This window comes from Streptomyces sp. P17, from assembly GCF_032436805.1.
In the GTDB taxonomy this organism is placed as follows: Bacteria; Actinomycetota; Actinomycetes; order Streptomycetales; family Streptomycetaceae; genus Streptomyces.
On record NZ_JAVRBF010000015.1, the window covers coordinates 113726 to 134668 of the forward strand.

The window sequence follows — 20943 nt, forward strand, 5'->3', positions numbered from 1 at the left end:
GCGGCAGCGCCGACGCCGTCCGGTCCAGGTCCTGCGGGCCCCGTCTCCCTTGCAGTGCGGGCACCTCACGCGAGGCATGGGCATGAGTGGTGTCCCTTCCTGGTCAGAAGTTGCTGAAGCCGGTGAGGAACCAGGTCACGATGCCGTCGACCGTGAGGCTGACCGGGGTCTGGCCCAGGTACATGCCGAACAGGGCGATGCAGATCGCTTCCCAGGCCCGGACGCTGTGGGAGCGGACGAGGAGGGCGGTGATGATCCCGAAGATCACCACGAGTGAGACCGCGCTGCCGGTGCTGATCACTTCGCTTCTCCTTCCAGCACCGCCAGGGCGCGGTCTATGGCGGGCAGTTCCGGGGCCATCGCGGCGTACTTCCGGGCCGTCGACACCGCCTCTTCGGTCGGTGTGAGATGGGAGCGGGCACGACTCCAGCCGCCATCCGGGCCGGTGCACACGGCCACGCCCCGTTCCTGCGCGGTGATCGACTGGGCGACGGTCACGGCGTCCTTGTTCAGGTCGCCCAGGGTCATTTCTGCCGTGCCGGGGTCGTTGACGCGGTGGCAGATACGGCCCCCGAGTTGAGCGCGCAGGGCGGTGACGCCGGGGCCGAGGTCGGAGCCGACCCGCTGTCCGGCCACGACCAGGTGCAGCCCGAGCGCGGCCCCGAGCTGGGCCAGGCGGAGCAGAAGCGTGGAGCACTGGTCCGCCTCCGCCTTGGCCTCGCGCGTGCCGTCGGACAGGTACAGTTCCGCGATCTCGTCGACGATCACAACGACCGGCACGGGCCGGAGATTCTCGGGCAGTTCCCAGATCGAGCGGACCCCGGCCGACCGACACGCGCTCATCCGGTCCTGCATGTCGACGACCAGCGCGGACAGCACGGCAACCGCCTCACGCCTGCACGTGGCCAGCGCGCTCAACCTTCCGGCGAACAGGCCAAGTTCCATGCCGCCCTTGCAGTCGATGCCGACCAGGGCGACAGGCTGCGTCGCGAGCTGAGTGATCAGCCGGGCCAGGAGCGTGGACTTGCCCGAGCGAGTGGCCCCGGCAATGAGCCAGTGCGGCACGAGACGCAGGTTCATGACCCAGGCACCGCCCGACTCCAGGACACCGATGAGCGCCGAGAGGAGCTCCGCCGGGGCCGTGGCTAAGCCAGGCCGCTGAAGCGGATCCGACGCAGTCGCGGTCAACAGCACCAGCCCCCGTTCCGGGGAGGTGACGCGCACGGCGTGGACCTTCCACGCGTGCACCAGCGCATCGGCCGCCTTCAGGTACGCCGCCGGGGTCTGGCCCGCATGCAGGCGCGCGGTCACGGTCAGCCCTATGCGGGTGGCGCGCGGGAAGGAGATCCGGGGAGCCACCGGCCGCAGCGGATCGCCCTTGACCACCAGGTCCCCGAGCAGCCCGCGAGGCGGACGCCGGGAGACGGCAAGGTCGTTGAGGATGGCCACCTTGCGCCAGGTCACCAGGACCCGGCATGCGGTGACGGGGTAGCCGACGAGGTACCAGTGCCAGGCCGGACGATGCCGGCGCACCAGGTCCCCGACGACGAGCACCCAGGCGAGAGCGGCGAGTGCGAACGCGAGCAGGACCGGACCCATCACGCCTCACCGCCCTTTGCGTGCGCCGACCCGCCGTGCACGGGCGTGATGGCGTCCGCGCGGAAGCTGACGCCGTGCCGCTCGCCCATCGACCAGGCGAACGCCGTCAGGCCGGTGACCTTGACGATCTGGCCCTCTTGGATGCCCTTGGGCTCACCACTGACGGCGATCTCGATGACGGAGATCCTCCGTCCGTCCTGCCGCACGGTGACGGCCACGGTGTAGACGGGGTTGCCGTCGCGGTCCTTCTTCACCTCCTGTGTCTCGTGGTTGCTGATCTTTGCTTCGGGCGCGATGGCGCACCGCAGTACGCCGAGCCGCGCCGTGTCCACGGGAATGGACTGCATTTCGTTGGCCTCCTTGGCCAGTCAGGACGCCGATCCATATGCCGACGTCACTTGTCCTTACGAGTTACGACTATGAAGTCCTGTACGGCGAGAGTGCAACTACTTATGCTGACGAGTGATGTCGCGCGTGCGACGTGCCTACGACCTCAACCCGGAGATGCCGAGATGTCAGAGATCCAGCGCCCCGGAGCCCTGTACCAGCAGGTGGCCGCCGCCATCCGCGAAGCGATCCTGTCCGGCGAGTTCGCGCCCGACGCCCTGCTGCCGTCCGAGTCCCAGCTCATGGCCCGCTACGGCGTCTCCCGCCCCACCGTCCGCAACGCGATTGCGGCACTGCGCGCGGAAGGCCTGATCGACGTCCGCCACGGCAAGGGCAGCTTCGTCCGCTCCAGCGGGCAGCCCCACCTGACGATCGAGCGCCGCATCAGCCGCACCACCGACGGCACGTTCGTCATGCCAGGCGGTGACATCTGGCAGGAGACCGAGGAGCCGAGCACCTACCGCACCCACACCACGAAGACCACCGGTCGACTCCTCCAACTCGACAAGGAAGAAGCCTTGTTCGGCTGCGACCGCCTCCTCGTCGACCCGAGCACCGGGACGCGCGCCATGCACCGCACGCTGATCCCCTTCGAGGTGGCCGAAGCCGTGCCGCTGCTCAGCAAGGAGCCGTGCAAGCCTCCGGCCGCGATCTACCGGCTGCTCACCCAGGCCGGGCACGCACTGTCGTGGACCGAGAGCGTACGCGCGCACATGCCGCTGCCCGACGAGCGCACCGCCCTCCAGCTCCCGGACGCAACTCCGGTCCTGCACGTGGCCCGTGTCGCGCACGGCGCCGACGACGGCCCGCTGTTCCTCGAAGAGCTCCGCTTCGGCGCGGACCGTGCCGAACTCGCCTACCGGATCACCGCCGACAAGCAGCCCGCGCGGCGCACCCGTACCTCCTGACCCCGAGCGGTCATCGGTCGAAAGAGCCTTCACTTCCTCAAGGGCGCGCCTGCGGCGCGCCGGGTCGCCCGGCCGCCCCGGCCGGGCGTGCGGCGTGGACGCCGGTCCCGTCCGGTCGCCCGGCGCCCGCAGCACGCCCGAGGAGTCGATGCGTCGACCGGCCGCCGAGGGCCGGGGGCCGCGGGGCTGGGGGTCGACGGCCTCCGGGACTTTAGGCAGCCACCATGGGGCGAGCCTCGAAGAACAGGGGGCCCATCGGGCACATACGCGGGCAGGACCAGTGCCTGCCCGATTCGCCGGGCCAGCGTAGGGCCCCCTGTTCACTCGCCCCATGGCAGCTCCCGCCCAAAGTCCCTCCGGCCGGCGACGTGCCCACGTGACCCACTCACCAGCGAAAAGACACTTCACGCTGCACCGCCGCTGCCCTCTGCGCGCTCCTCCAGGAGCAGGGCGAGCCGAATCACAGCCCCGGGCGTGCCGACGAGGCGCACGAGGCCCCGCCCGTCCTCGGCAGTCGCAGCCACGGCCCGTAACTCGGACGGCTCGAACTCTGCCCCGAGGAATGCCAAGTTCAACTGATCGGCAGCCTCCCGAGCCTCACGCCAGCCAGCCATGTAGTCGACGTCACGAACCCACAGGCCGAATTCCGCGCCCGCCACGTCCAGGCCGTCGCCGTGCCACTCCGCACCCACGCCAGTCACCTTGCCGCTCCCATCGAGGTAACAGATCGTCAACTCTCTTTGGCCCAGGGCGAATGCACAGCACAGCGACCCCGGTACCATCAGGCACCGGGGATCGCTGTGTCCCCTCCCGGACCACCCCGGTTGCTGCCAGGCGCGGGGGTGGTCCGGTCTCGGTATGAGGTTGTGAAGCGTGGCCCCCGGGGAGGGCCGGGTGGGGAGCCCGACGGGCAGTCCCGGGAACCACGCCCCGATCACCAGAGGAATCGACCTCTGGCCCCGAGCTGTCGCCCGCTCCCGAGGGAGCAACGAGGAGGCGACAGCCCGGAGATCATCACGGCGTGCCGCCTCCAGGACTGCTGTCGAGGTCGAAGCGGCACCACACGGTCTTGCCGCCGTGGTCTTCCGGCGTGCACCAGAGCGCCGCCACCAGCCGCTGGACGATGAACAGCCCACGGCCACTGTCGGGCACGACAGCCTCCGCCAACTCACCCATCAGGCCAGGCGAGAAGGTGTCACCGAGGGGAAGCACCGGAGGAGTCGAGTCCTCATCCGTCACACCGATGAACACCCACTTCGGCCAGATCTTGAACGTCACGTGGATGCGCCGACTGCCGCCGGGACGGGTCAGGCAGGCTTCCGGCACCGCGTGGTTCACCACGTTGCCCACCAACTCGGACACGACCAACTTGGCGTCGTCGACGATCTCCGCCGCACCCGAGTCCCGGAGGAGCTGAGCCGTCATGTCCCGCGCGACGTGCGCGGTGTCGGGAAGCTCCGCGAAGAGCGTCAAGGCCGCATAGCGCCCGCCCGCCGACGGATCCGGCGCCGCGAACCAGTGAGTGAACGCCTCTAAGTCACCCATTACCCGTTCATGCCGTCGCGCTTCTCTCGCGTCCATGACACGGATCACCATCTCTGGTCACGCCTGCCGAGCCCCTCCCGGCAGGGTGAGCCGAGAGTGCACGCCATGTCCCGCCCGTCGCTCCCCCCTCTTGGGGACCCCCCTCGTGGGTACACTCGCGAGACAGGCACAACGCGATGATCAAAAGACGTAAGGCACGATCGAAAGCGAAGACTTGTAGGTCAATCACCATGGGGAAGTGAGATGGCCGAAGCTGCACCCACACCAGCAGCTCTACCGCCGCACGTACTGGAACGAGCAGACGTGCGGTCCGCAATCGCCAGCCACGACTTCGGCGAGGTCTTCAGACTCGCCAAGATCCACGGGAACATCAGCTACGCCAAGATCGCCGAAGCGGTCAACTACAAGCGCGAGCACATCGGGAAGATGGCCCGCCCCGAGACCGACGGCAAGGGCGTACGGCCACGGATCACCCAGTTCACCAAGATCCTCGAAGTGGTGGACGGCCTAAGGATCCCCGGTCACCTCGCAGGACTCGCGCCGCGCCCATGGGAACAGAGCCGATCGGCCGCCATATCCACGCCCGACGACCCGAGCACCCTGATCGCTCAGGGCGGGGCCGGACTCTGGGACGTTGCCGAGATGCTCCGGCGCACGGAGATGTCCAGCATCAACAGCGCCGCCCTGGAGTCGATCGAGCAGGGCATTGACCAACTGGCACGCGCCTACCCGTACGCCGACGCCGACTATCTCCACGACCGCACCCGCAACGGCCTGCAATACGTCACCAAGCAGCTCGAAGGCCGGATGACCCTCCGCCAGCACCGCGAACTACTCGTGGACGCCGGATGGCTCTTCCTGCTCAACGCGTGCGTCCAGTACGACCGAGGCCAACGCGAGGCCGCCAACCTCAGCAAAGCCGCCGCCCTCCGCATCGGCGAGGAAGCCGGGCACGGCGAAATCAAGGCCTGGGCATGGGAGATCGAGGCCTGGTTCGCCCTCACCCAATGCCGCTGGCAAGACATGCTCGCCGCCGTCGAGGCCGGACACATGGCCGACCAGACACACTCCGTCGGCGTCCAGCTCTACGCACACAAGGCACGCGCCGCAGCCCGCATGGGTGACGGCCGCCTGGTCCGCGACTCCCTGGACGCCGGCCGCGCCCGCCTGGACCGACTCCCCAAGCCCGACCACCCGGAACACCACTTCATCATCGACCCCGACAAGTGGGACTTCTACGAGATGGACGCCTACCGTCTCCTCGGAGACGACGAGCGCGCCGCCACCCACGCCCGATCCGTGATCCGGATCAGCACGGGGCCCGACGGAACCGAGATCTCCCCGATGCGCGCCGCAGAGGCCCGGCTCACCCTCGGAGTCGCCGCCGCCCGCATGGGCGAGATCGAAGAGGCCATCGGCATGGGCACGACGGCCTTGGAAGCCGACCGCAAGTCCCTCCCGTCGCTGCTTTTAGTCGCCGACGAGCTGGACAAGGAACTGCGCTCCCGCTACCCACGCGAACCCGCCACACGCGACTTCCACGAACGAGTCCTGACCATCAAGCGAGGCGCCACAAAGCCCGAGCTGCCGTTCTGAGCAGGGGTTGAGGAGCCCCCCCCGAGCTCACAATCTCCAAACGTACTGGTCAGGGCTAGGTGGCTCAGGGTTCTTCCATTGCTCCGGGATGCCGTCGGGGCAGTCGGCGCAAGTGACGGCATAGAAGTTCAACAGAGAGGTGCCAGCGCGGACCAGTTGTCTGACCGCGTCTACCGGGAGCTGCCCGCAATTTCTGCACGGAATGTCAGTGCGCGTGAACAGTTGTTTTTCGGCGCACTGCTCGCAATACAGGCGGTTGAGCTCGTGGACGCTGACCACGATCTCCCCGCCGTCGGGCCGGTGCGGGCAATACTCCAGCCACTCGTAACCGTAAAGCGACGCCCCACGGCCATGGGAGTCCCAGGCGTCGACAAGCCAGGGGATGTCACCGAAGATTTCTCGCGCGCGGCGGCCTCTCGGGCCGAACTGAGGAATGGATGGGATCTGCATGGTGGTCACGACCTTGCGTGTGCCTCCATGTAAGGCTAGGCCGCCCCTGCACGGTCGTCACTTCCGACCAACGGTAGCCACTGCCGTCCGACACACGATCATTACTTCCATGCCCTGCACGGGATGATCTCGTACAGTCCCCTGCCCAGCGAAGCTATTACTGCATGAGCAAGACTTGACTGAGGACTCCCTCAGCGCGGCGATCGGCGCGAGTTCCGCGCGCGTCTGCGCCCACAGGACGAGGGCGTAGGCCGACACGGACAGCGCGGCGCCGAGCAGACCGAGCGCGGCGAACGGCCGTAGCACCGAGAGCGTCTCCGCCCGCAGGCGGTACAGCGCGTACGCCGGGATCACCGACCCCTGCACCGCCATCAGCCAGGCGATATAGCCGAGGGAGGAGCCCGAGGCGCGTACCCCCAGGCCGTCGACGACCGTGTACGCCGCGATGGTCAGGCCGGTCGCGAGGGCCGCGCCGATCGCCGCCCAGTTGGGCCGGTGTCCGCGCAGGCCCCACAGGGCGACGCCGGTCAGCCCGGCGCACGAGACGGCGATGCCGGTGGCCGCCCAGCCGTCCGGCACTTCATGGGCGAAGAGCGCGGCGAGCAGGGTGACGACCAGCGGCGCGGTGCCGCGGGCGATCGGATAGGCCTGCCCGAAGTCGCCGAGCCGGAAGGACCGCATCAGCAGGACGTAGTACGCGATGTGGATCACCGCGGAGGCGCTCAGATACGGCCAGGCCCCGGCCGCCGGGACCGCCGTGAACGGCACGGTCGCAAGCCCGATCACCATCCCGCCGCCCGAGATCAGGGCGAACCCGACGAGCTTGTCGGGGATGTGGTGGGCGAGGGCGTTCCAACTGGCGTGGGTGACCGCGGCGAGCAGGACGGCCGTGGCGACCAGCGGCGTCACGCGGTGCGCTCGCGCACGTCCACCAGGGTGCCGCCGGCATGGGCGATCAGGGTCTTGGGCTCCATGGGGAAGACGGTGTACGGCGTGCCGGCGGCGGCCCAGACGAGGTCGTGGTCGAGCAGCGAGCGGTCGGCGAGGACACGCGTGCGCGTGCGGTGCCCGAAGGGCGGTACGCCGCCGATGGCGTACCCGGTGGTCTCCCGTACGACGTCCGCCTTCGGCCGGGTGACCGTCCCGGCGCCGAGTTCCCGGCGCACGAGCTCCATGTCGACGCGGGAGGCCCCGTCCATCAGGACGAGCACCGGCACGCCGTCGGCGGCGAAGATCAGGGACTTGCAGATCTGGCTCAGCTCACACCCGATCGCGGCGGCCGCCTCGGCGGCGGTCCGGGTGGCCTCCGGAAAGCGCCGGACCTGCGCCCGGACCGCGCCGAGCCCCAACTCGTCGAGGGCGGCGGCGAAACGGGGGTGGGCTCCTGAACCGGCGGCGGCTGATGCATCGGCAGATGTCATGCACGGCACGCTAGCGGTACGTGTACGGGGCAGGCGACCCGATTGAACGGCGCCTCGACCCGATGGAACGGCACATGAGGAAGCCGGTGAGGGCACCACCGTCCCCACAGGGACCCTCACCGGCGGTCTCGCTCGGAAGCGGTACGTCAGGCGCGTACCAGCTCCTTGTCGTCGTCCTCCTTGTTCTCCTTGTTCTCCTTGTCCGCCCGCGCCTCGGACGCGGCCTTCAGGCCCTCGCCCTCGACATCGACGTTCGGCAGCGCGCGGTCCAGCCACTTCGGCAGCCACCAGGCCCGCTTGCCGAGCAGGGCCAGCACCGCCGGGACGATCGCCATGCGGACCACGAACGCGTCGAAGAAGACCGCGATGGCGAGGCCGAAGCCGATCATCTTGACCATCGACTCGGAGGAGCCGATGAAGCCGGCGAAGACGGCCATCATGATCACCGCGGCGGCCGTGACCACCCGGGCGCCGTGCTTGAACCCGGTCACGGCGGCCTGGCTGGGCTTCTCGCCGTGGACGTACGCCTCGCGCATCCGGGTCACGAGGAACACCTCGTAGTCCATCGCGAGACCGAAGACCACGCCGACCATGAAGATCGGCATCATCGACATGATCGGGCCGGTCTCCTCGACGCCCATGAGGCCGGACAGCCAGCCCCACTGGAAGACCGCGACGACGGCGCCCAGCGCGGCGAGCACGCTCAGCAGGAAGCCGAGCGCCGCCTTCAGCGGGACCAGGATCGAGCGGAACACCGCGATCAGCAGGAGGAAGGCGAGGCCCACCACGAGCGCGAGATACGGGATCAGCGCGTCGTTCATCTTCTGCGAGAAGTCGATGTTCATCGCCGTGGTGCCGCTGACGAGCACCTCGGTGTCCGTGTCGGCCTCGATGCCGGCGCCGGCGGCCCGGATCGCGTGGACCAGGTCCTCGGTCTGGGTCGAGGAGGGCTTGGAGTCGGGGACCACGGTGATGGTGAAGGTGTCCCCGGCCTTGTTGAACGTCGCCGGCAGAACCGACACGACGCCGTCCAGGCCCTTGATCTCGTCGGCCACCTCGGTGGCGGCGGCCTTCGGGTCGTCGCTGCCCTCGGCGTCGCCGACGATCATCAGCGGACCGTTGAAGCCGGGCCCGAAGCCCTCGGACAGCAGGTCGTAGGCGCGGCGCTGGGTGGTGGAGGTCGGCTGCGAACCGTCGTCGGGCAGGCCCAGCTCCAGGGAGGTCACCGGGACCGCGGCCGCGCCGAGGCCGATGATGCCGAAGAGCAGCACGGCGACCGGACGGCGGACCACGAAGCTCGCCCAGCGGGTGCCCATGTTGGGCTTGGCCGGCTTGTCCTCGGCGGCAACCTTCCTACGGCCGAACAGCTTGCTCTTGGAGCCCGCCGGCTGCACCTTGCGGCCCGCGTAGCCGAGCAGCGCCGGGATCATCGTCAGGGCGATCAGGACCGCGATCACGACCGTGCCGGCCGCGGCGATGCCCATCTTCGTCAGCATCGGGATGTTGACGACCGACAGGCCCACCAGGGCGATGACGACGGTGAGGCCGGCGAAGACCACCGCGGAGCCGGCGGTTCCGGCGGCGCGGCCGATGGCTTCCTCGCGGTCCCGGCCCTCGGCCAGTTCGGCGCGGTAGCGGGAGACGATGAACAGCGCGTAGTCGATGCCGACGGCGAGGCCGATCATCATGGCCAGCGTGGAGGTGGTGGAGCCGAGCTCCAGCACGTTGGCGAGGGCGGTGATCGTGGAGACGCCGATGCCCACGCCGATGATCGCCGTCAGCAGCGGCAGTCCGGCCGCGACCAGCGAGCCCAGGGTGATGACGAGGACGACGGCGGCGACCGCGATACCGATGATCTCGGTGGATCCGGTCTCGGGCGTGGCCTGGAGCGCGTCACCGCCGATCTCGACGGTCAGGCCGGTCTCGCGTGCCTCGTCGGCGGTGCGCTCCAGGGCCTCCTTGGAGGCGTCCTCGAGCTCCATGCCGGAGACCTCGTAGCGGACCTGGGCGTAGCCGACGGTGCCGTCCTCGGAGACCGACTTGGTCTGGAAGGGGTCGGTGACCGAGACGACCTCGGAGCCGGTGCCCAGTTGCTTGACGGCCTGCTCGACGGCCGTCTTGTTGTCGGTGTCCGCGAGCTTCTGCCCGTCCGGCGCCTGGAAGACGACACGGGCGGTCGCTCCGTCGGCACTGGAACCGGGGAATCGTTCCTCCAGCAGATCGAAGGCCTTCTGGGCCTCGGTGCCGGGGATGGAGAAGGAGGCGGTGCCCGCGGCGGGCGCGGAGGCGGCGCCGACGCCCGCGAGCGTCAGCAGGGCCACCCAGATCAGGGCGACGAAATGCCGTCGCCGGAAGGCGAGCCGGCCGAGTCGATAGAGGAACGTGGCCACGGAGGCGTACTCCCGGTCAGGTCGTTGGAGTGTTCAGGGCAGGGGTGATCAGCCCGGCGACGTGAGCGGTGACGTCAGGTGGAGTGGGCTTGCTGGGGACTTGTTCAGCTGGTGGGAGCGCCGAGGGCGGGGAGGACCACGGCGTCGATGTACGAGGTGAGGAAGGCCCGGGTCGGCGGCTGATCCTCGATCAGCCCCCGGGTGACGAACGCGCCGATCATCATGTGCACCACGTAGTCGAGGGCGGGGCAGTCCTCGCGGATCTCACCCCGGTCGATCGCGCGCTGCAGCACACGGCGGAACTCCGCCATCTCCGGCTCGATGAGCTGTTCCCGGAACTCCCGCAGGAGATCGGGGTTGTGATGGACCGCCATGGCCAGACCCCGCATCAGCGCGGCGTTCTGTTCCAACTGGCAGTCGTCCGTGTGCTCCATGTGGGCGTGCAGGTCGCCGCGGAGCGTCCCGGTGTCGGCGTCGGAGAAGTCGCCCCCGGGCTTGGTGGCCCGGATCGCCTTGACGACGAACTGCGGCTTGCCGCCCCACTGGCGGTAGAGCGTGGCCTTGCTGGACTTGGTGCGCGCGGCGACCGCGTCCATGGTCAGGGCGTCGTAGCCGACCTCGCGGAGCAGATCGAGCACGGCCGCGTACAGCTCGGCCTCACGCTCGGGCGTGATCCGGCTGCGGCGCGCCGTTGCGACCTCGGCCATGATGCACTCCCCTCTCCGCCGCGGATCTCCGCTGCGAACGGCACGGTTTCGTACAGAACGAATGTAGCGCAGACCTCAAGCGAAACGAAACCGTTTCGTACGTGTCCTCGGTCACGCCGGCCGCTTTCTCACGAGTTGCCCGGGCCCATCGACAGGAAAAGCATGAGGAGGTGAGCTATCTGCGCCTGCCCCACATCAACGGTGATCTGCTGTGCTTCGTGGCCGAGGACGACCTCTGGCTCGCCCCCCTGGACGGACCCGGCCGCGCCTGGCGACTCACCGTGGACCGCACCAAGATCGGCCACCCCCGCTTCTCGCCCGACGGCGAGCGGATCGCGTACACGAGCTGGCACAGTCTCGTCCCCGAGATCCATCTGGTCCCGGCAGAAGGCGGACCGGGCCGCCGGCTCAGCTACTGGGGCAGCGCGGACACCCAGGTCACGGGCTGGACCCCGGACGGCGACATCCTCGCGGTCGCCTCCCACGGCGAGCCCTTCTCCTACTTCACCTGGGCCTACAAGGTCTCCCTGGACGGCTCCCCCGGCCGCAAACTGCCCTGGGGACCGGTCTCCGACCTCCAGGTCGCCGATCTTGCCGGCGAGCGCAAGACCCTGCTGCTCACCGGCACCCCGCCGCACGAGCCGGCCGCCTGGAAGCGTTACCGCGGCGGCGCCACGGGCCGGCTGTGGCTGCACGGAGAACGGCTGCTGGCCGACCTCGAAGGCCACCTCGCCTGCCCCATGTTCGTCGGCGGCCGGATCGCCTTCCTCTCCGACCACGAGGGCGTCGGCAACCTCTACTCCTGCGCCTACGACGGCTCCGACCTGCGCCGGCACACCGACCACGACGCCTTCTACGCCCGGCACGCCTCCAGCGACGGCACGCGGGTGGTCTACCAGTGCGCGGGCGACCTGTGGATCGTCGACGACCTCTCCGGCGAGCCGCGCAAGCTCGACGTCCGGCTGAGCGGCCCGCGCGCGGGACGGCGCCGCTACCAGGTGCCCGCCGCTCAGCACGTCGACGGCATCTCCGTCGACGAGACGGGCCGCGCGAGCGCCGTCGTCGTCCGCGGCAGCCTGTACTGGCTGACCCACCGCGACGGCCCGGCCCGTACGATCACCGACACTCCGGGCGTACGGGTCCGGCTCCCGGAGATGCTCGGCTCGGGCGGCCAGGTCGCCTACATCACCGACGCCGAGGGCGAGGACGCCATCGAGATCGCCTATCTGCCCCGGGCGACCGGCGACCGCGAGCCGCGCCGGCCGGCCTCGGGTGAACTGGGCCGGGTCCAGGAGCTGGTGTCCGATCCGCAGGGCGAGCGCCTGGCCATCGCCTCCCACGACGGGCGGCTCCTGCTCATCGACGCCACCGAGGACTCCAACGGCGAGGTGACCGAGCTGATCCGGTCGGTCAACGGGCCGGTGCGGGACCTGGCCTTCTCCCCGGACGGTACGTGGCTGACGTGGTCGCACCCTGGCATCGGCCGCTCCCTGCGCCAGATCAAGCTGGGCAGGATCAAGGACCGGCTCATCGTCGACGTCACCAACGGCCGCTTCGAGGACGAGAACCCGGTCTTCACCAGCGACGGCCGCTATCTGGCCTTCCTCTCCTGGCGCGGCTTCGACCCGGTGTACGACGTGCACACCGGCGACCTGTCCTTCCCGCTCGGCTGCCGCCCCTACCTGGTGCCGCTCTCCTCGGCGACACCGTCCCCCTTCGCCCTCAACCCGGAGGGCCGGCCGGCCGCCGGGGGCCTGGACCCGATGGAGGACGAGGGCGGCGAGGGCGGCGAGGGCGGCGCGGTCACGGTGGAGGTCGAGGGCCTGGAGAGCCGGGTGACGCCGTTCCCGGTCGCCGCCTCCAAGTACTCGGCGCTGTACCCGGTCGCGGGCGGCGGCCTGGTCTGGCTGCGCTGGCCGATCTCGGGGGCGCTCGGCGAGACCTTCGCCAACCCCGACGACATGACCGGCCGCCCGACCCTCGAACACTTCACCATCAGCAAGGCGAAGAAGTCCGAACTCGTCGAGCATCTGGACTGGTTCGCGGTCAGCGGCGACGGCAGCCGGCTGGTCGTGGTCGACGAGGGCGACCTGCGCGCGGTCCCCGCCACCGAGGCCGGCGACAGCGACTCCACGGTGTGGATCGACGCCCGCCGCATCCTGCACGAGGTCGACCCCGCCGCCGAGTGGCGCCAGTCGTACGAGGAGGCGGGCCGGCTGATCCGCGCCTACTTCTGGGACCCCGGCATGTGCGGCATCGACTGGGACGCGGTGCTGGCGCAGTACCGGCCGCTGGTCGAACAGGTGGCGTCGCCGGACGAGTTCGCCGATCTGCTCCGCGAGGTGCTGGGCGAGCTCGGCACCTCCCACGCCTATGTCTCCCCGGCCCGCCGCAACGAGGGCCCGCCCCACTACCAGCGCCGCCAGGGCCTGCTCGGCGCCAACTTCGTGCACCGCGAGAACGGCTGGACGCTACGGCGGATCCTCCCCGGCGAGTCCTCCGACTCCAAGGCCCGCTCCCCGCTGGCGGGCACCGGTATCCGTGAGGGCGCGGTGCTGACCCACGTCGACGGCCGCGAGGTGGACCCGGTGCGGGGCCCGTACCCGCTGCTCGCGGGAGCGGGCGGTACGACGGTGGAGCTGACCTTCACCCCGGCGGAGGGCGAAGGCCGCTCGCGCCGGGTCGCCGTGGTCCCCCTCGTCGACGAACGCCCCCTGCGCTACCAGGACTGGGTGGCCAAACGCCGGGAGGTCGTACGGGAGTTGAGCGGCGGCCGCTGCGGCTATCTGCACATCCCCGACATGGGTGGCTCCGGCTGGGCCCAGTTCAACCGCGATCTGCGCATGGAGGTCTCCCGTCCCGCCCTCATCGTCGACGTCCGCGGCAACGCGGGCGGCCACATCAGTGAGCTGGTCGTGGAGAAACTGACCCGCACCATCCTCGGCTGGGACCTCACGCGGGACGCCCAGCCGGTGTCGTACGCCTCGAACGCCCCGCGGGGTCCCATCGTGGCCTTGGCGGACGAGGCGACCTCCTCCGACGGCGACATGATCACGGCCGCCTTCAAACTCCTGAAACTGGGCCCGGTGGTCGGCCAGCGCACCTGGGGCGGAGTGGTCGGCATGACCGGCCGCCACCGCCTGGGCGACGGCACGGTGATCACGGTCCCGATGAACGCGGCCTGGTTCGACGCGTACGGCTGGTCGATCGAGAACAAGGGGGTGGCCCCGGACCTGGAGATCCTGCGCACCCCCCTGGACTGGGCGGAGGGCCGCCACGCGCAGCTGGACGACGCGGTCCGGCTGGCCCTGGACCTGCTGGAGACGAACCCCCCGGCGACTCCGCCGGACCACTCCCACGTCCCGGACAGGTCGAGGCCGAAACTGCCGCCGCGCTCCTGAAGGCCGGGGCCCTTACTGAGCCCGCTTGCGCAGGCGGCGGTCCAGGGCCAGGGACATCTCCGCCTCCACCACGCTTCTCGCGAGCGGGCGCAGCCGGGGCAGGTCCTCCTCGGTGCCGTGGCGCAGGATGAGGTCGGCGAAGAGGTCGGCGAGGACGTCGGCGTGGGCGCGCAGTTCCCTGCCCGCGGCCAGCACCTCGGCCAGCGGGATGCCCTCACGGACCAGGGCGGCGGAGACGTCCAGCAGCCGGCGGCTGATGTGGACGATCTCTCCGCCGTCGGTGGCGAGGTAGCCGAGGTCGAGGGCGGCGGCCAGGTTCTCCGGGGTCACCTGGCCCTCGAAGCGGGCGGCGAGTTCCTCGGGGGTGAGGCGGACCGGCTCCTCCTCGGTGGGGGAGGCGACGCCGAGCAGGTCGGCGACATCCCGGCCGTGGTCGAGGGCCTCGGCGAGGTCGGCGATGCCGCTGAGGGTGTGGCCGCGTTCCAGCAGCGCCGAGATCGTGCGCAGCCGGGCCAGGTGGCGGTCGTCGTACCAGGCGATACGGCCCTCGCGGCGCGGCGGTGGGATGAGTCCCCGTTCGCGGTAGAAGCGCAGGGTGCGCACGGTGATGCCGGCCAGCCGGGCCAGCTCCTCCATGCGGTACTCGTGTCGGCCCTCGGGGCGTCCAGCGTCTTCTGCCACGTCGGAAGCCTATGGCGTACCGGGGGTAACTTTCCTTCGCCCACCCCCTACCCATGAGTACGGAGCTGCCTTACGCTCCCATTGCGCCAGTGTTCACTGGCAGAGTCACACGGGTGTGGAGGGCTTCGGGATGACCGGACACGAGCATGTACGGGTGGCGGTGGTCGGATCCGGGTTCGGGGGGCTCGGGGCCGCGGTGCGGCTGCGGCGCGAGGGCGTCACCGACTTCGTCGTCCTGGAACGGGCGTCGAGCGTCGGCGGCACCTGGCGGGACAACAGCTATCCCGGCTGCGCCTGCGACGTCCCCTCCCACCTGTACTCCTTCTCCTTCGCACCCAACCCGGACTGGCCGCGCACCTTCTCCGGACAGGAGCACATCCGCGCCTACCTGGAACACGTCACGGACGTCTTCCGGCTGCGCCCGCACATCCGCTTCGACTCGGAGGTGAAGCGGATGGCGTGGAACGGCGAGCGGCTGTGCTGGGACATCGAGACCACCAGCGGGAACCTGTCGGCCGACTTCGTCGTCTCCGCCACCGGGCCGCTGTCCGACCCCAGGATGCCGGACATCCCGGGGCTCGACTCCTTCCCCGGCAAGGTCTTCCACTCCGCCCGCTGGGACCACGACTACGAGCTGCGCGGCAAGCGCGTCGCCATGGTCGGCACCGGCGCCTCCGCGATCCAGATCGTGCCGGCGATCCAGCCGGAGGTCTCCCGGCTCACCCTCTTCCAGCGCACCCCGCCGTGGGTGATGCCGCGCATGGACCGCGCGATCAGCGGTGCGGAGCGCTGGCTGCACCGGCAGCTCCCCTTCACCACCCTGGCCCGGCGCGGGCTGCTGTGGGGCATCCGGGAGCTGCAGGTCCAGGCGTTCACCAAGCACCCCAACGAGCTGGGCCTGGTGGAGAAGCTGGCCAAGCAGAACATGGCCCGCTCCATCAAGGACCCGGCCCTGCGCGCCAAGCTCACCCCGGACTACCGCATCGGCTGCAAGCGGATCCTGCTCAGCAGTGAGTACTACCCGGCGCTCACCCGGCCGAATGTCGACGTCGTCGCCAGCGGGCTCGCCGAGATCCGCGGCTCGACGGTCGTCGCCGCCGACGGCACCGAGGCGGAGGTCGACGCGATCGTCTTCGGCACCGGCTTCCACGTCACCGACATGCCCATCGCGGACCGGGTCGTGGGCACCGACGGACAGACCCTCGCGGAGGCGTGGAAGGGCGGGATGGAGGCGCTGCGGGGCGCGTCCGCCGCCGGGTTCCCGAACTGGATGACGGTCATCGGGCCCAACACCGGGCTCGGCAACTCGTCGATGATCCTGATGATCGAGAGCCAGCTCAACTACATGGCCGACTTCCTGCGGCAGTTGGCTGTGCTTTCCGGGGGGAACCCCCCCGGACCCCCCGGGCTCGGCGGACGCGTCGCCCTGGACGCCCGTCCGAGCGCCGTGCACGCCTGGAACCGGCGCGTGCAGGAGCGCATGAAGCGCACGGTGTGGAACACCGGCGGCTGCACCAGCTGGTACCTGGACGCGAGCGGCCGCAACACCACCATCTGGCCGGGCACGACGGGCGAGTTCCGGCGCGCGACACGACGGGTGGATCTCGGGGAGTACGCGGTGGTGCGCGCCGCGGACGGCTCCGAGGGGCACACCGGCGCCGAAGAGCCTGCGGAGGTGGACGCATGAGCCGCCTGACGCACGTGAGCTCCGGGCCCTACGCCCCGCCCGCCCCCGCGCGCGAGCTCACCGCGATCTCCGCGGACGGCGCGCGCCTGCACGTGGAGGTGCACGGCCCCGACAACGCGCCTCCCGTCGTCCTCGCCCACGGCTGGACCTGCTCGACCGCCTTCTGGGCCGCGCAGATACGGGAGCTCGCCACCGACCACCGCGTCATCGCCTACGACCAGCGCGGCCACGGGCGCAGTCCGGCGAGCCGGGCCTGCGGCACCGAGGCGCTCGCCGACGACCTGGAAGCCGTACTGAAGGAGACCCTCGCGCCGGCGGAGCGAGCGGTGATCGTCGGGCACTCGATGGGCGGGATGACGGTGCTGGCCGCCGCGGCGCGGCCCGCGTTCCGGGAGCATGCGGCCGCCGTTCTGCTGTGCAGCACCGGGTCGTCACGGCTGGTCGCCGAGGCCACCGTCGTACCGATGCGGGCGGGGCGGCTGCGGACGTGGCTGACCAAGCAGATCCTCGGGTCGCGGGCGCCGCTCGGACCGGTCACACCGCTCGCCCGGCGGATCCTCAAGTACGCGACCATGGGGCCCGGTTCGGCGCCGCACATGGTCGAGGCGTGCGCGCGGATCGTGCACGCCTGTCCGCGCCGGGTGCGGCACTCCTGGTCCCAGGTGCTGGATCTGCTCGATCTCGACCACGGCATACGGGAGTTGACGGTGCCGACCGCGGTCGTCGTCGGGACCGCCGACCGGCTCACCCCTCCGGTGCACGCGCGGTCGCTGGCCGCCGCCCTGCCCACCTGCGTCGGGCTCACCGAGCTTCCCGGGCTCGGGCACATGACGCCGGTCGAGGCGCCCGAGCTGGTCAGCACCAGGATTCGTGAACTCGTCGTCACCTACGCACAGATCAAGGAGGGCGCATGAGCAGGGTGAGCCTCGAAGGACAGGTCGCCGTCGTCACCGGAGCGGCGCGGGGCGTGGGTGAGCTGCTCGCCCGCAAACTCTCCGCGCGCGGGGCGAAGGTGGCGCTGGTCGGGCTCGAACCGGACGCCCTCAAGCAGGTCTCCGAGCGGCTGCACAGCGAGAGCGACCACTGGCACGCCGACGTCACCGATCACGAGGCGATGGCCCGGGTGGCACAGGAGGTCAAGGAGCGGTTCGGGAAGGTCGACATCGTGGTGGCCAACGCCGGTGTCGCCTCCGGGGGGCCCTTCGTGGACTCCGATCCGGTGGCGTGGCGGCGGGTCATCGAGGTGAACCTCATCGGATCCGCGGTCACCGCGCGGGCGTTCCTGCCGGTGCTCATGGAGAGCCGCGGCTACCTGCTCCAGATCGCCTCCCTCGCCGCCATCACTCCGGCGCCGATGATGACCGCGTACTGCGCGTCCAAGTCGGGCGTGGAGGCGTACGCGCACAGCCTGCGCGCCGAGGTCGGCCACAAGGGCGTACGCGTGGGCGTGGGGTATCTGTCCTGGACCGACACGGACATGGTGCGCGGCGCCGACCAGGACGACGTCATGCGGGAGCTGCGGCAGCGGCTGCCGTGGCCGTCCAACAAGACGTATCCGCTGGGCCCCGCGGTCGACCGGATCGTCGCCGGGATCGAGCGGCGGTCGAGCCATGTCTACGGGCAGTGGTGGCTGCGCGGGATGCAGGGCGTGCGGGGGTATCTGCCGACGGTCATCGGGACCGTGGGCCAGCGGGAGATGCGCCGGTTCGCGGACCGGCTGGACGGGATGCGGATCGGCCTTGTGGGCGCGGGCGGACAGGCCGACGAGCAGGAGAGAACTACGCGCAGTAACTGATCGACATGCGGCGCGTCACCGGGCGTGTGAATCTGGTCGGGCTTGATCCCCTCACCCATCACGGGAGTGAAACCTCATGGGCATGAAGGACCAGTTCCAGGAGAAGTCCGAGCAGTTCCAGCAGCAGGCCAAGGAAAAGATGCAGCAGGCCCGCGAGCAGGGCTCGCAGCAGCGCGGCAAGCAGCGCGACCGCGACGAGGAGACGGAGCGCCTGCAGCGGGAAGAGCAGGACCGTTTCGACCAGGACTACGACGCGTAGCCGCTGCGCTCGGCCTGAGCCGATGACGTGGGGTGCCCCGAGCTCGGGGCACCCCACGTTGGCTTGTCACTGCTCGAAGACCACCGTCACCGGCGCATGGTCCGACCACCGCTCCGCATGGCTGGCGGCACGCTCCACGTAAGCCTTCACCGCACGATCGGCCAGTCCCGGAGTCGCGACGGCCAGGTCGATCCTCCATCCGGAATCGTTGTCGAAGGCCCGCCCCCGGTACGACCACCAGGTGTACGGCCCCTCGACGTCCGGATGCAGGGCGCGTACGACGTCGACGTAGCCGCCCTCGGACGGGTCGAGGACCTGGCCGAGCCACTCGCGCTCCTCCGGCAGGAAGCCGGAGCTCTTCTGGTTGCCGCGCCAGTTCTTCAGGTCCGTCTTCTGGTGGGCGATGTTCCAGTCGCCGCAGACCACCACCTCCCGGCCGTCGGCGGCGGCGCGGGCGCGCAGGTCCTTGAGGTGGGCGAGGAACTCGTCCATGAAGCGGACCTTCTCGTCCTGGCGCTCGGTGCCGACCTCGCCGGAGGGCAGGTACAGGGAGGCGACCGTCACACCGGGCAGGTCGGCCTCGACGTAGCGGCCGCTGGTGTCGAACTCGCTCGACCCGAAGCCGGTCCGGACGCGGTCGGGCTCGCGGCGGGTGTAGAGGGAGACGCCCGCGCGGCCCTTGGCGGCGGCGGGCGCGTGCACGACATGCCAGCCGTCGGGCTCGCGCACGGCCTCCGGAAGCTGCTGCGGCTCGGCGCGCACCTCCTGCAGGCAGAGCACATCGGCGGAGGTCCCGTCGAGCCACTCCACGAAGCCCTTCTTCGCGGCGGCACGCAGCCCGTTCACATTCACGCTGGTCACAGTGAGCACCCGGGCACGATACCGGCACACTGGACGGAGTCCAGATTCCGACCACTGATGAATGTACGGTTTTCCGCATGCACATACGTCGCGTCTCCTTCGACCACCCCGACGCCGTGAAGCTCAACGACGCGGTCCAGGCCGAGTACGACGTCCGCTACGGCGACGGCGGCGACGCCACCCCCATGGACCCGGCCGACTTCGATCCGCCGAACGGCGTCTACCTGATCGCCTACGACGAGCTCGGCACCCCGGTCGCCTCGGGCGGCTGGCGCGTCCAGGACGCCAACGGGGAGGGCAACCTCGACGGGGACGCCGAGCTGAAGCGGATGTATGTGACCGACGGCATGCGCGGCCGTGGCCTGGCCCGGCGCATCCTCGCCGCCCTGGAGGAGGACGCCCGGGCGGCCGGACGGCTGCGCATGGTGCTGGAGACGGGCGCCAAGCAGCCCGAGGCCGTCGCCCTGTACGAGTCCAGCGGCTATGAGCCGTGCGCGAAGTTCGGCTACTACCGCTTCCACGAACTGAGCCTGTGCTACGCCAAGGCGCTGGCCTGGCCGAGCTTGTCGACCGCCTGGTAGTACGTCCAGGCGGCCGCGTCGCAGGAGGTCTTCTTCAGACCGGAGTAGGCGGCGCAGACGCGCTTGAGGTCGGCGTAGAAGGCGTCGTCCAGACGGGCCTTGTTGGCGTCGAAGGTGCCGGCCGCCGTGTAGTTGCGGTAGCCGAAGTCATGGCGGACGCAGGCGTTGGAGAAGGGGAAGCCGAAGGGGTTGTCCGGCGAGGTGGTGCAGTAGTCCGTGGACCAGTCGAAGCCGTAGGCGCTCCAGGCGCTCTGGTTGGCGCGGGCCGCGAAGAAGGCGTTGTAGCTGCTCGCGCTGGTCTGCGTCCAGCCGCTGAGGACCGCGCCCTTGTCGGCGGGCGCGGCGGCGGCCTCGGTGGCGGGCAGCAGGGCGGCGGTCAGTGCGAGCGTGGCGGTGGCCAGGGACGCGGCTGCGGTACGACGGCGCATGAGGTGTCCTCCGTGGGGAGCGCTGCTCGCTCCGGCGGGGGTCGCTCGGAGCGGCGTCAGCGTTCGCCGCGGGGTTACAGCGGATGTATGCGCCGGCTATAAGGGGCTGGTCAGGCCCGGAGGTAGGCCAGGACGGCCAGGGGTCGCTCGGAGCGGCGTCAGCGTTCGCGGCGGGGTTACAGCGGATGTATGCGCCGGCTATAAGGGGCTGGTCAGGCCCGGAGGTAGGCCAGGACGGCCAGGGGTC

Annotated in this window: 21 protein-coding genes; 8 read left to right on the top strand and 13 right to left on the bottom strand. The window is 70.3% G+C overall.

Going from position 1 to position 20943, the window contains the following annotated elements; all coding sequences use genetic code 11:
• Positions 1-103: 103 nt before the first annotated feature.
• Genes RMT89_RS12670 through RMT89_RS12680 form a run of 3 tightly spaced genes read right to left on the bottom strand, consistent with a single transcriptional unit; the run spans position 104 to position 1946 of the window.
• The gene (locus RMT89_RS12670) at positions 104-301 is read right to left on the bottom strand and encodes a hypothetical protein (RefSeq protein WP_315883807.1); all 198 of its coding nucleotides are present in this window, start codon (positions 299-301) and stop codon (positions 104-106) included.
• Positions 298-1599 carry an FtsK/SpoIIIE domain-containing protein gene (locus RMT89_RS12675; protein WP_315883829.1) on the bottom strand — a complete coding sequence of 434 codons (1302 nt, stop codon included), beginning with the start codon at positions 1597-1599 and terminating at the stop codon, positions 298-300. Before RMT89_RS12675 ends, RMT89_RS12670 begins: the two co-directional genes overlap by 4 nt.
• Positions 1599-1946, bottom strand: coding sequence for a hypothetical protein (locus tag RMT89_RS12680; RefSeq protein WP_315883808.1), 348 nt, complete (start codon positions 1944-1946; stop codon positions 1599-1601). Before RMT89_RS12680 ends, RMT89_RS12675 begins: the two co-directional genes overlap by 1 nt.
• 165 nt (positions 1947-2111) lie before the next feature.
• Between RMT89_RS12680 and RMT89_RS12685 the strand changes: the two genes are divergently transcribed.
• The gene (locus tag RMT89_RS12685; RefSeq protein WP_315883809.1) at positions 2112-2894 is read left to right on the top strand and encodes a GntR family transcriptional regulator; all 783 of its coding nucleotides are present in this window, start codon (positions 2112-2114) and stop codon (positions 2892-2894) included.
• Positions 2895-3298: 404 nt separating this feature from the next.
• Here RMT89_RS12685 and RMT89_RS12690 read toward each other — a convergent pair whose 3' ends face one another.
• Complete coding sequence (locus tag RMT89_RS12690) at positions 3299-3586, bottom strand: hypothetical protein (protein ID WP_399498028.1); 288 nt, start codon at positions 3584-3586, stop codon at positions 3299-3301.
• Between the two features lie 322 nt (positions 3587-3908).
• The gene (locus tag RMT89_RS12695; RefSeq protein ID WP_315883831.1) at positions 3909-4475 is read right to left on the bottom strand and encodes an ATP-binding protein; all 567 of its coding nucleotides are present in this window, start codon (positions 4473-4475) and stop codon (positions 3909-3911) included.
• Between the two features lie 267 nt (positions 4476-4742).
• On the opposite strand from RMT89_RS12695, the gene RMT89_RS12700 reads away from it, so the two are divergent.
• A complete protein-coding gene (locus tag RMT89_RS12700; RefSeq protein ID WP_315883810.1) occupies positions 4743-6035 on the top strand; it encodes a tetratricopeptide repeat protein in 1293 nt (430 codons plus the stop codon).
• Between the two features lie 27 nt (positions 6036-6062).
• Here RMT89_RS12700 and RMT89_RS12705 read toward each other — a convergent pair whose 3' ends face one another.
• From RMT89_RS12705 to RMT89_RS12725, 5 genes are all read right to left on the bottom strand, one after another.
• A complete protein-coding gene (locus RMT89_RS12705; protein ID WP_315883811.1) occupies positions 6063-6494 on the bottom strand; it encodes a hypothetical protein in 432 nt (143 codons plus the stop codon).
• A 48-nt stretch (positions 6495-6542) separates the two neighbouring features.
• A complete protein-coding gene (locus tag RMT89_RS12710; protein WP_315883812.1) occupies positions 6543-7394 on the bottom strand; it encodes a DMT family transporter in 852 nt (283 codons plus the stop codon).
• Positions 7391-7906 carry a YbaK/EbsC family protein gene (locus RMT89_RS12715; RefSeq protein WP_315883813.1) on the bottom strand — a complete coding sequence of 172 codons (516 nt, stop codon included), beginning with the start codon at positions 7904-7906 and terminating at the stop codon, positions 7391-7393. The genes RMT89_RS12710 and RMT89_RS12715 overlap by 4 nt, the downstream gene beginning before the upstream one ends.
• A 146-nt stretch (positions 7907-8052) precedes the next feature.
• Entirely contained in the window at positions 8053-10296 is a 2244-nt protein-coding gene (locus RMT89_RS12720; protein ID WP_315883814.1) for an MMPL family transporter, read from the bottom strand.
• Between the two features lie 104 nt (positions 10297-10400).
• Positions 10401-11003, bottom strand: coding sequence for a TetR/AcrR family transcriptional regulator (locus tag RMT89_RS12725; RefSeq protein ID WP_315883815.1), 603 nt, complete (start codon positions 11001-11003; stop codon positions 10401-10403).
• 170 nt (positions 11004-11173) lie between these two features.
• On the opposite strand from RMT89_RS12725, the gene RMT89_RS12730 reads away from it, so the two are divergent.
• The gene (locus RMT89_RS12730) at positions 11174-14404 is read left to right on the top strand and encodes a S41 family peptidase (protein WP_315883816.1); all 3231 of its coding nucleotides are present in this window, start codon (positions 11174-11176) and stop codon (positions 14402-14404) included.
• A gap of 12 nt (positions 14405-14416) precedes the next feature.
• On the opposite strand, the gene RMT89_RS12735 is transcribed toward RMT89_RS12730, so the two are convergent.
• A complete protein-coding gene (locus tag RMT89_RS12735) occupies positions 14417-15040 on the bottom strand; it encodes a MerR family transcriptional regulator (protein ID WP_315883832.1) in 624 nt (207 codons plus the stop codon).
• Positions 15041-15215: 175 nt separating this feature from the next.
• On the opposite strand from RMT89_RS12735, the gene RMT89_RS12740 reads away from it, so the two are divergent.
• The 4 genes from RMT89_RS12740 (at position 15216) to RMT89_RS12755 (ending at position 18826) form a co-directional block, all read left to right on the top strand.
• On the top strand, positions 15216-16772 hold the full coding sequence (locus RMT89_RS12740) for an NAD(P)/FAD-dependent oxidoreductase (protein WP_315883817.1): 1557 nt from the start codon (positions 15216-15218) through the stop codon (positions 16770-16772).
• Positions 16769-17686, top strand: a complete 918-nt coding sequence (locus RMT89_RS12745) for an alpha/beta hydrolase (RefSeq protein WP_315883818.1) — start codon at positions 16769-16771, stop codon at positions 17684-17686. Before RMT89_RS12740 ends, RMT89_RS12745 begins: the two co-directional genes overlap by 4 nt.
• Complete coding sequence (locus RMT89_RS12750; protein WP_315883819.1) at positions 17683-18567, top strand: SDR family oxidoreductase; 885 nt, start codon at positions 17683-17685, stop codon at positions 18565-18567. The genes RMT89_RS12745 and RMT89_RS12750 overlap by 4 nt, the downstream gene beginning before the upstream one ends.
• Positions 18568-18643: 76 nt before the next feature.
• Positions 18644-18826 (top strand): hypothetical protein, encoded by a 183-nt coding sequence (locus RMT89_RS12755; protein WP_315883820.1) that lies wholly within the window; start codon positions 18644-18646, stop codon positions 18824-18826.
• Between the two features lie 66 nt (positions 18827-18892).
• Here the strand turns inward: RMT89_RS12755 and RMT89_RS12760 are convergent, their stop codons facing one another.
• Entirely contained in the window at positions 18893-19717 is an 825-nt protein-coding gene (locus RMT89_RS12760; RefSeq protein WP_315883821.1) for an exodeoxyribonuclease III, read from the bottom strand.
• Positions 19718-19764: 47 nt separating this feature from the next.
• On the opposite strand from RMT89_RS12760, the gene RMT89_RS12765 reads away from it, so the two are divergent.
• Entirely contained in the window at positions 19765-20268 is a 504-nt protein-coding gene (locus RMT89_RS12765; protein ID WP_315883822.1) for a GNAT family N-acetyltransferase, read from the top strand.
• On the opposite strand, the gene RMT89_RS12770 is transcribed toward RMT89_RS12765, so the two are convergent.
• Positions 20223-20696, bottom strand: coding sequence for a phospholipase (locus RMT89_RS12770; protein ID WP_315883823.1), 474 nt, complete (start codon positions 20694-20696; stop codon positions 20223-20225). The two genes, RMT89_RS12765 and RMT89_RS12770, sit on opposite strands and share 46 nt — an antisense overlap.
• Between the last annotated feature and the right edge of the window lie 247 nt (positions 20697-20943).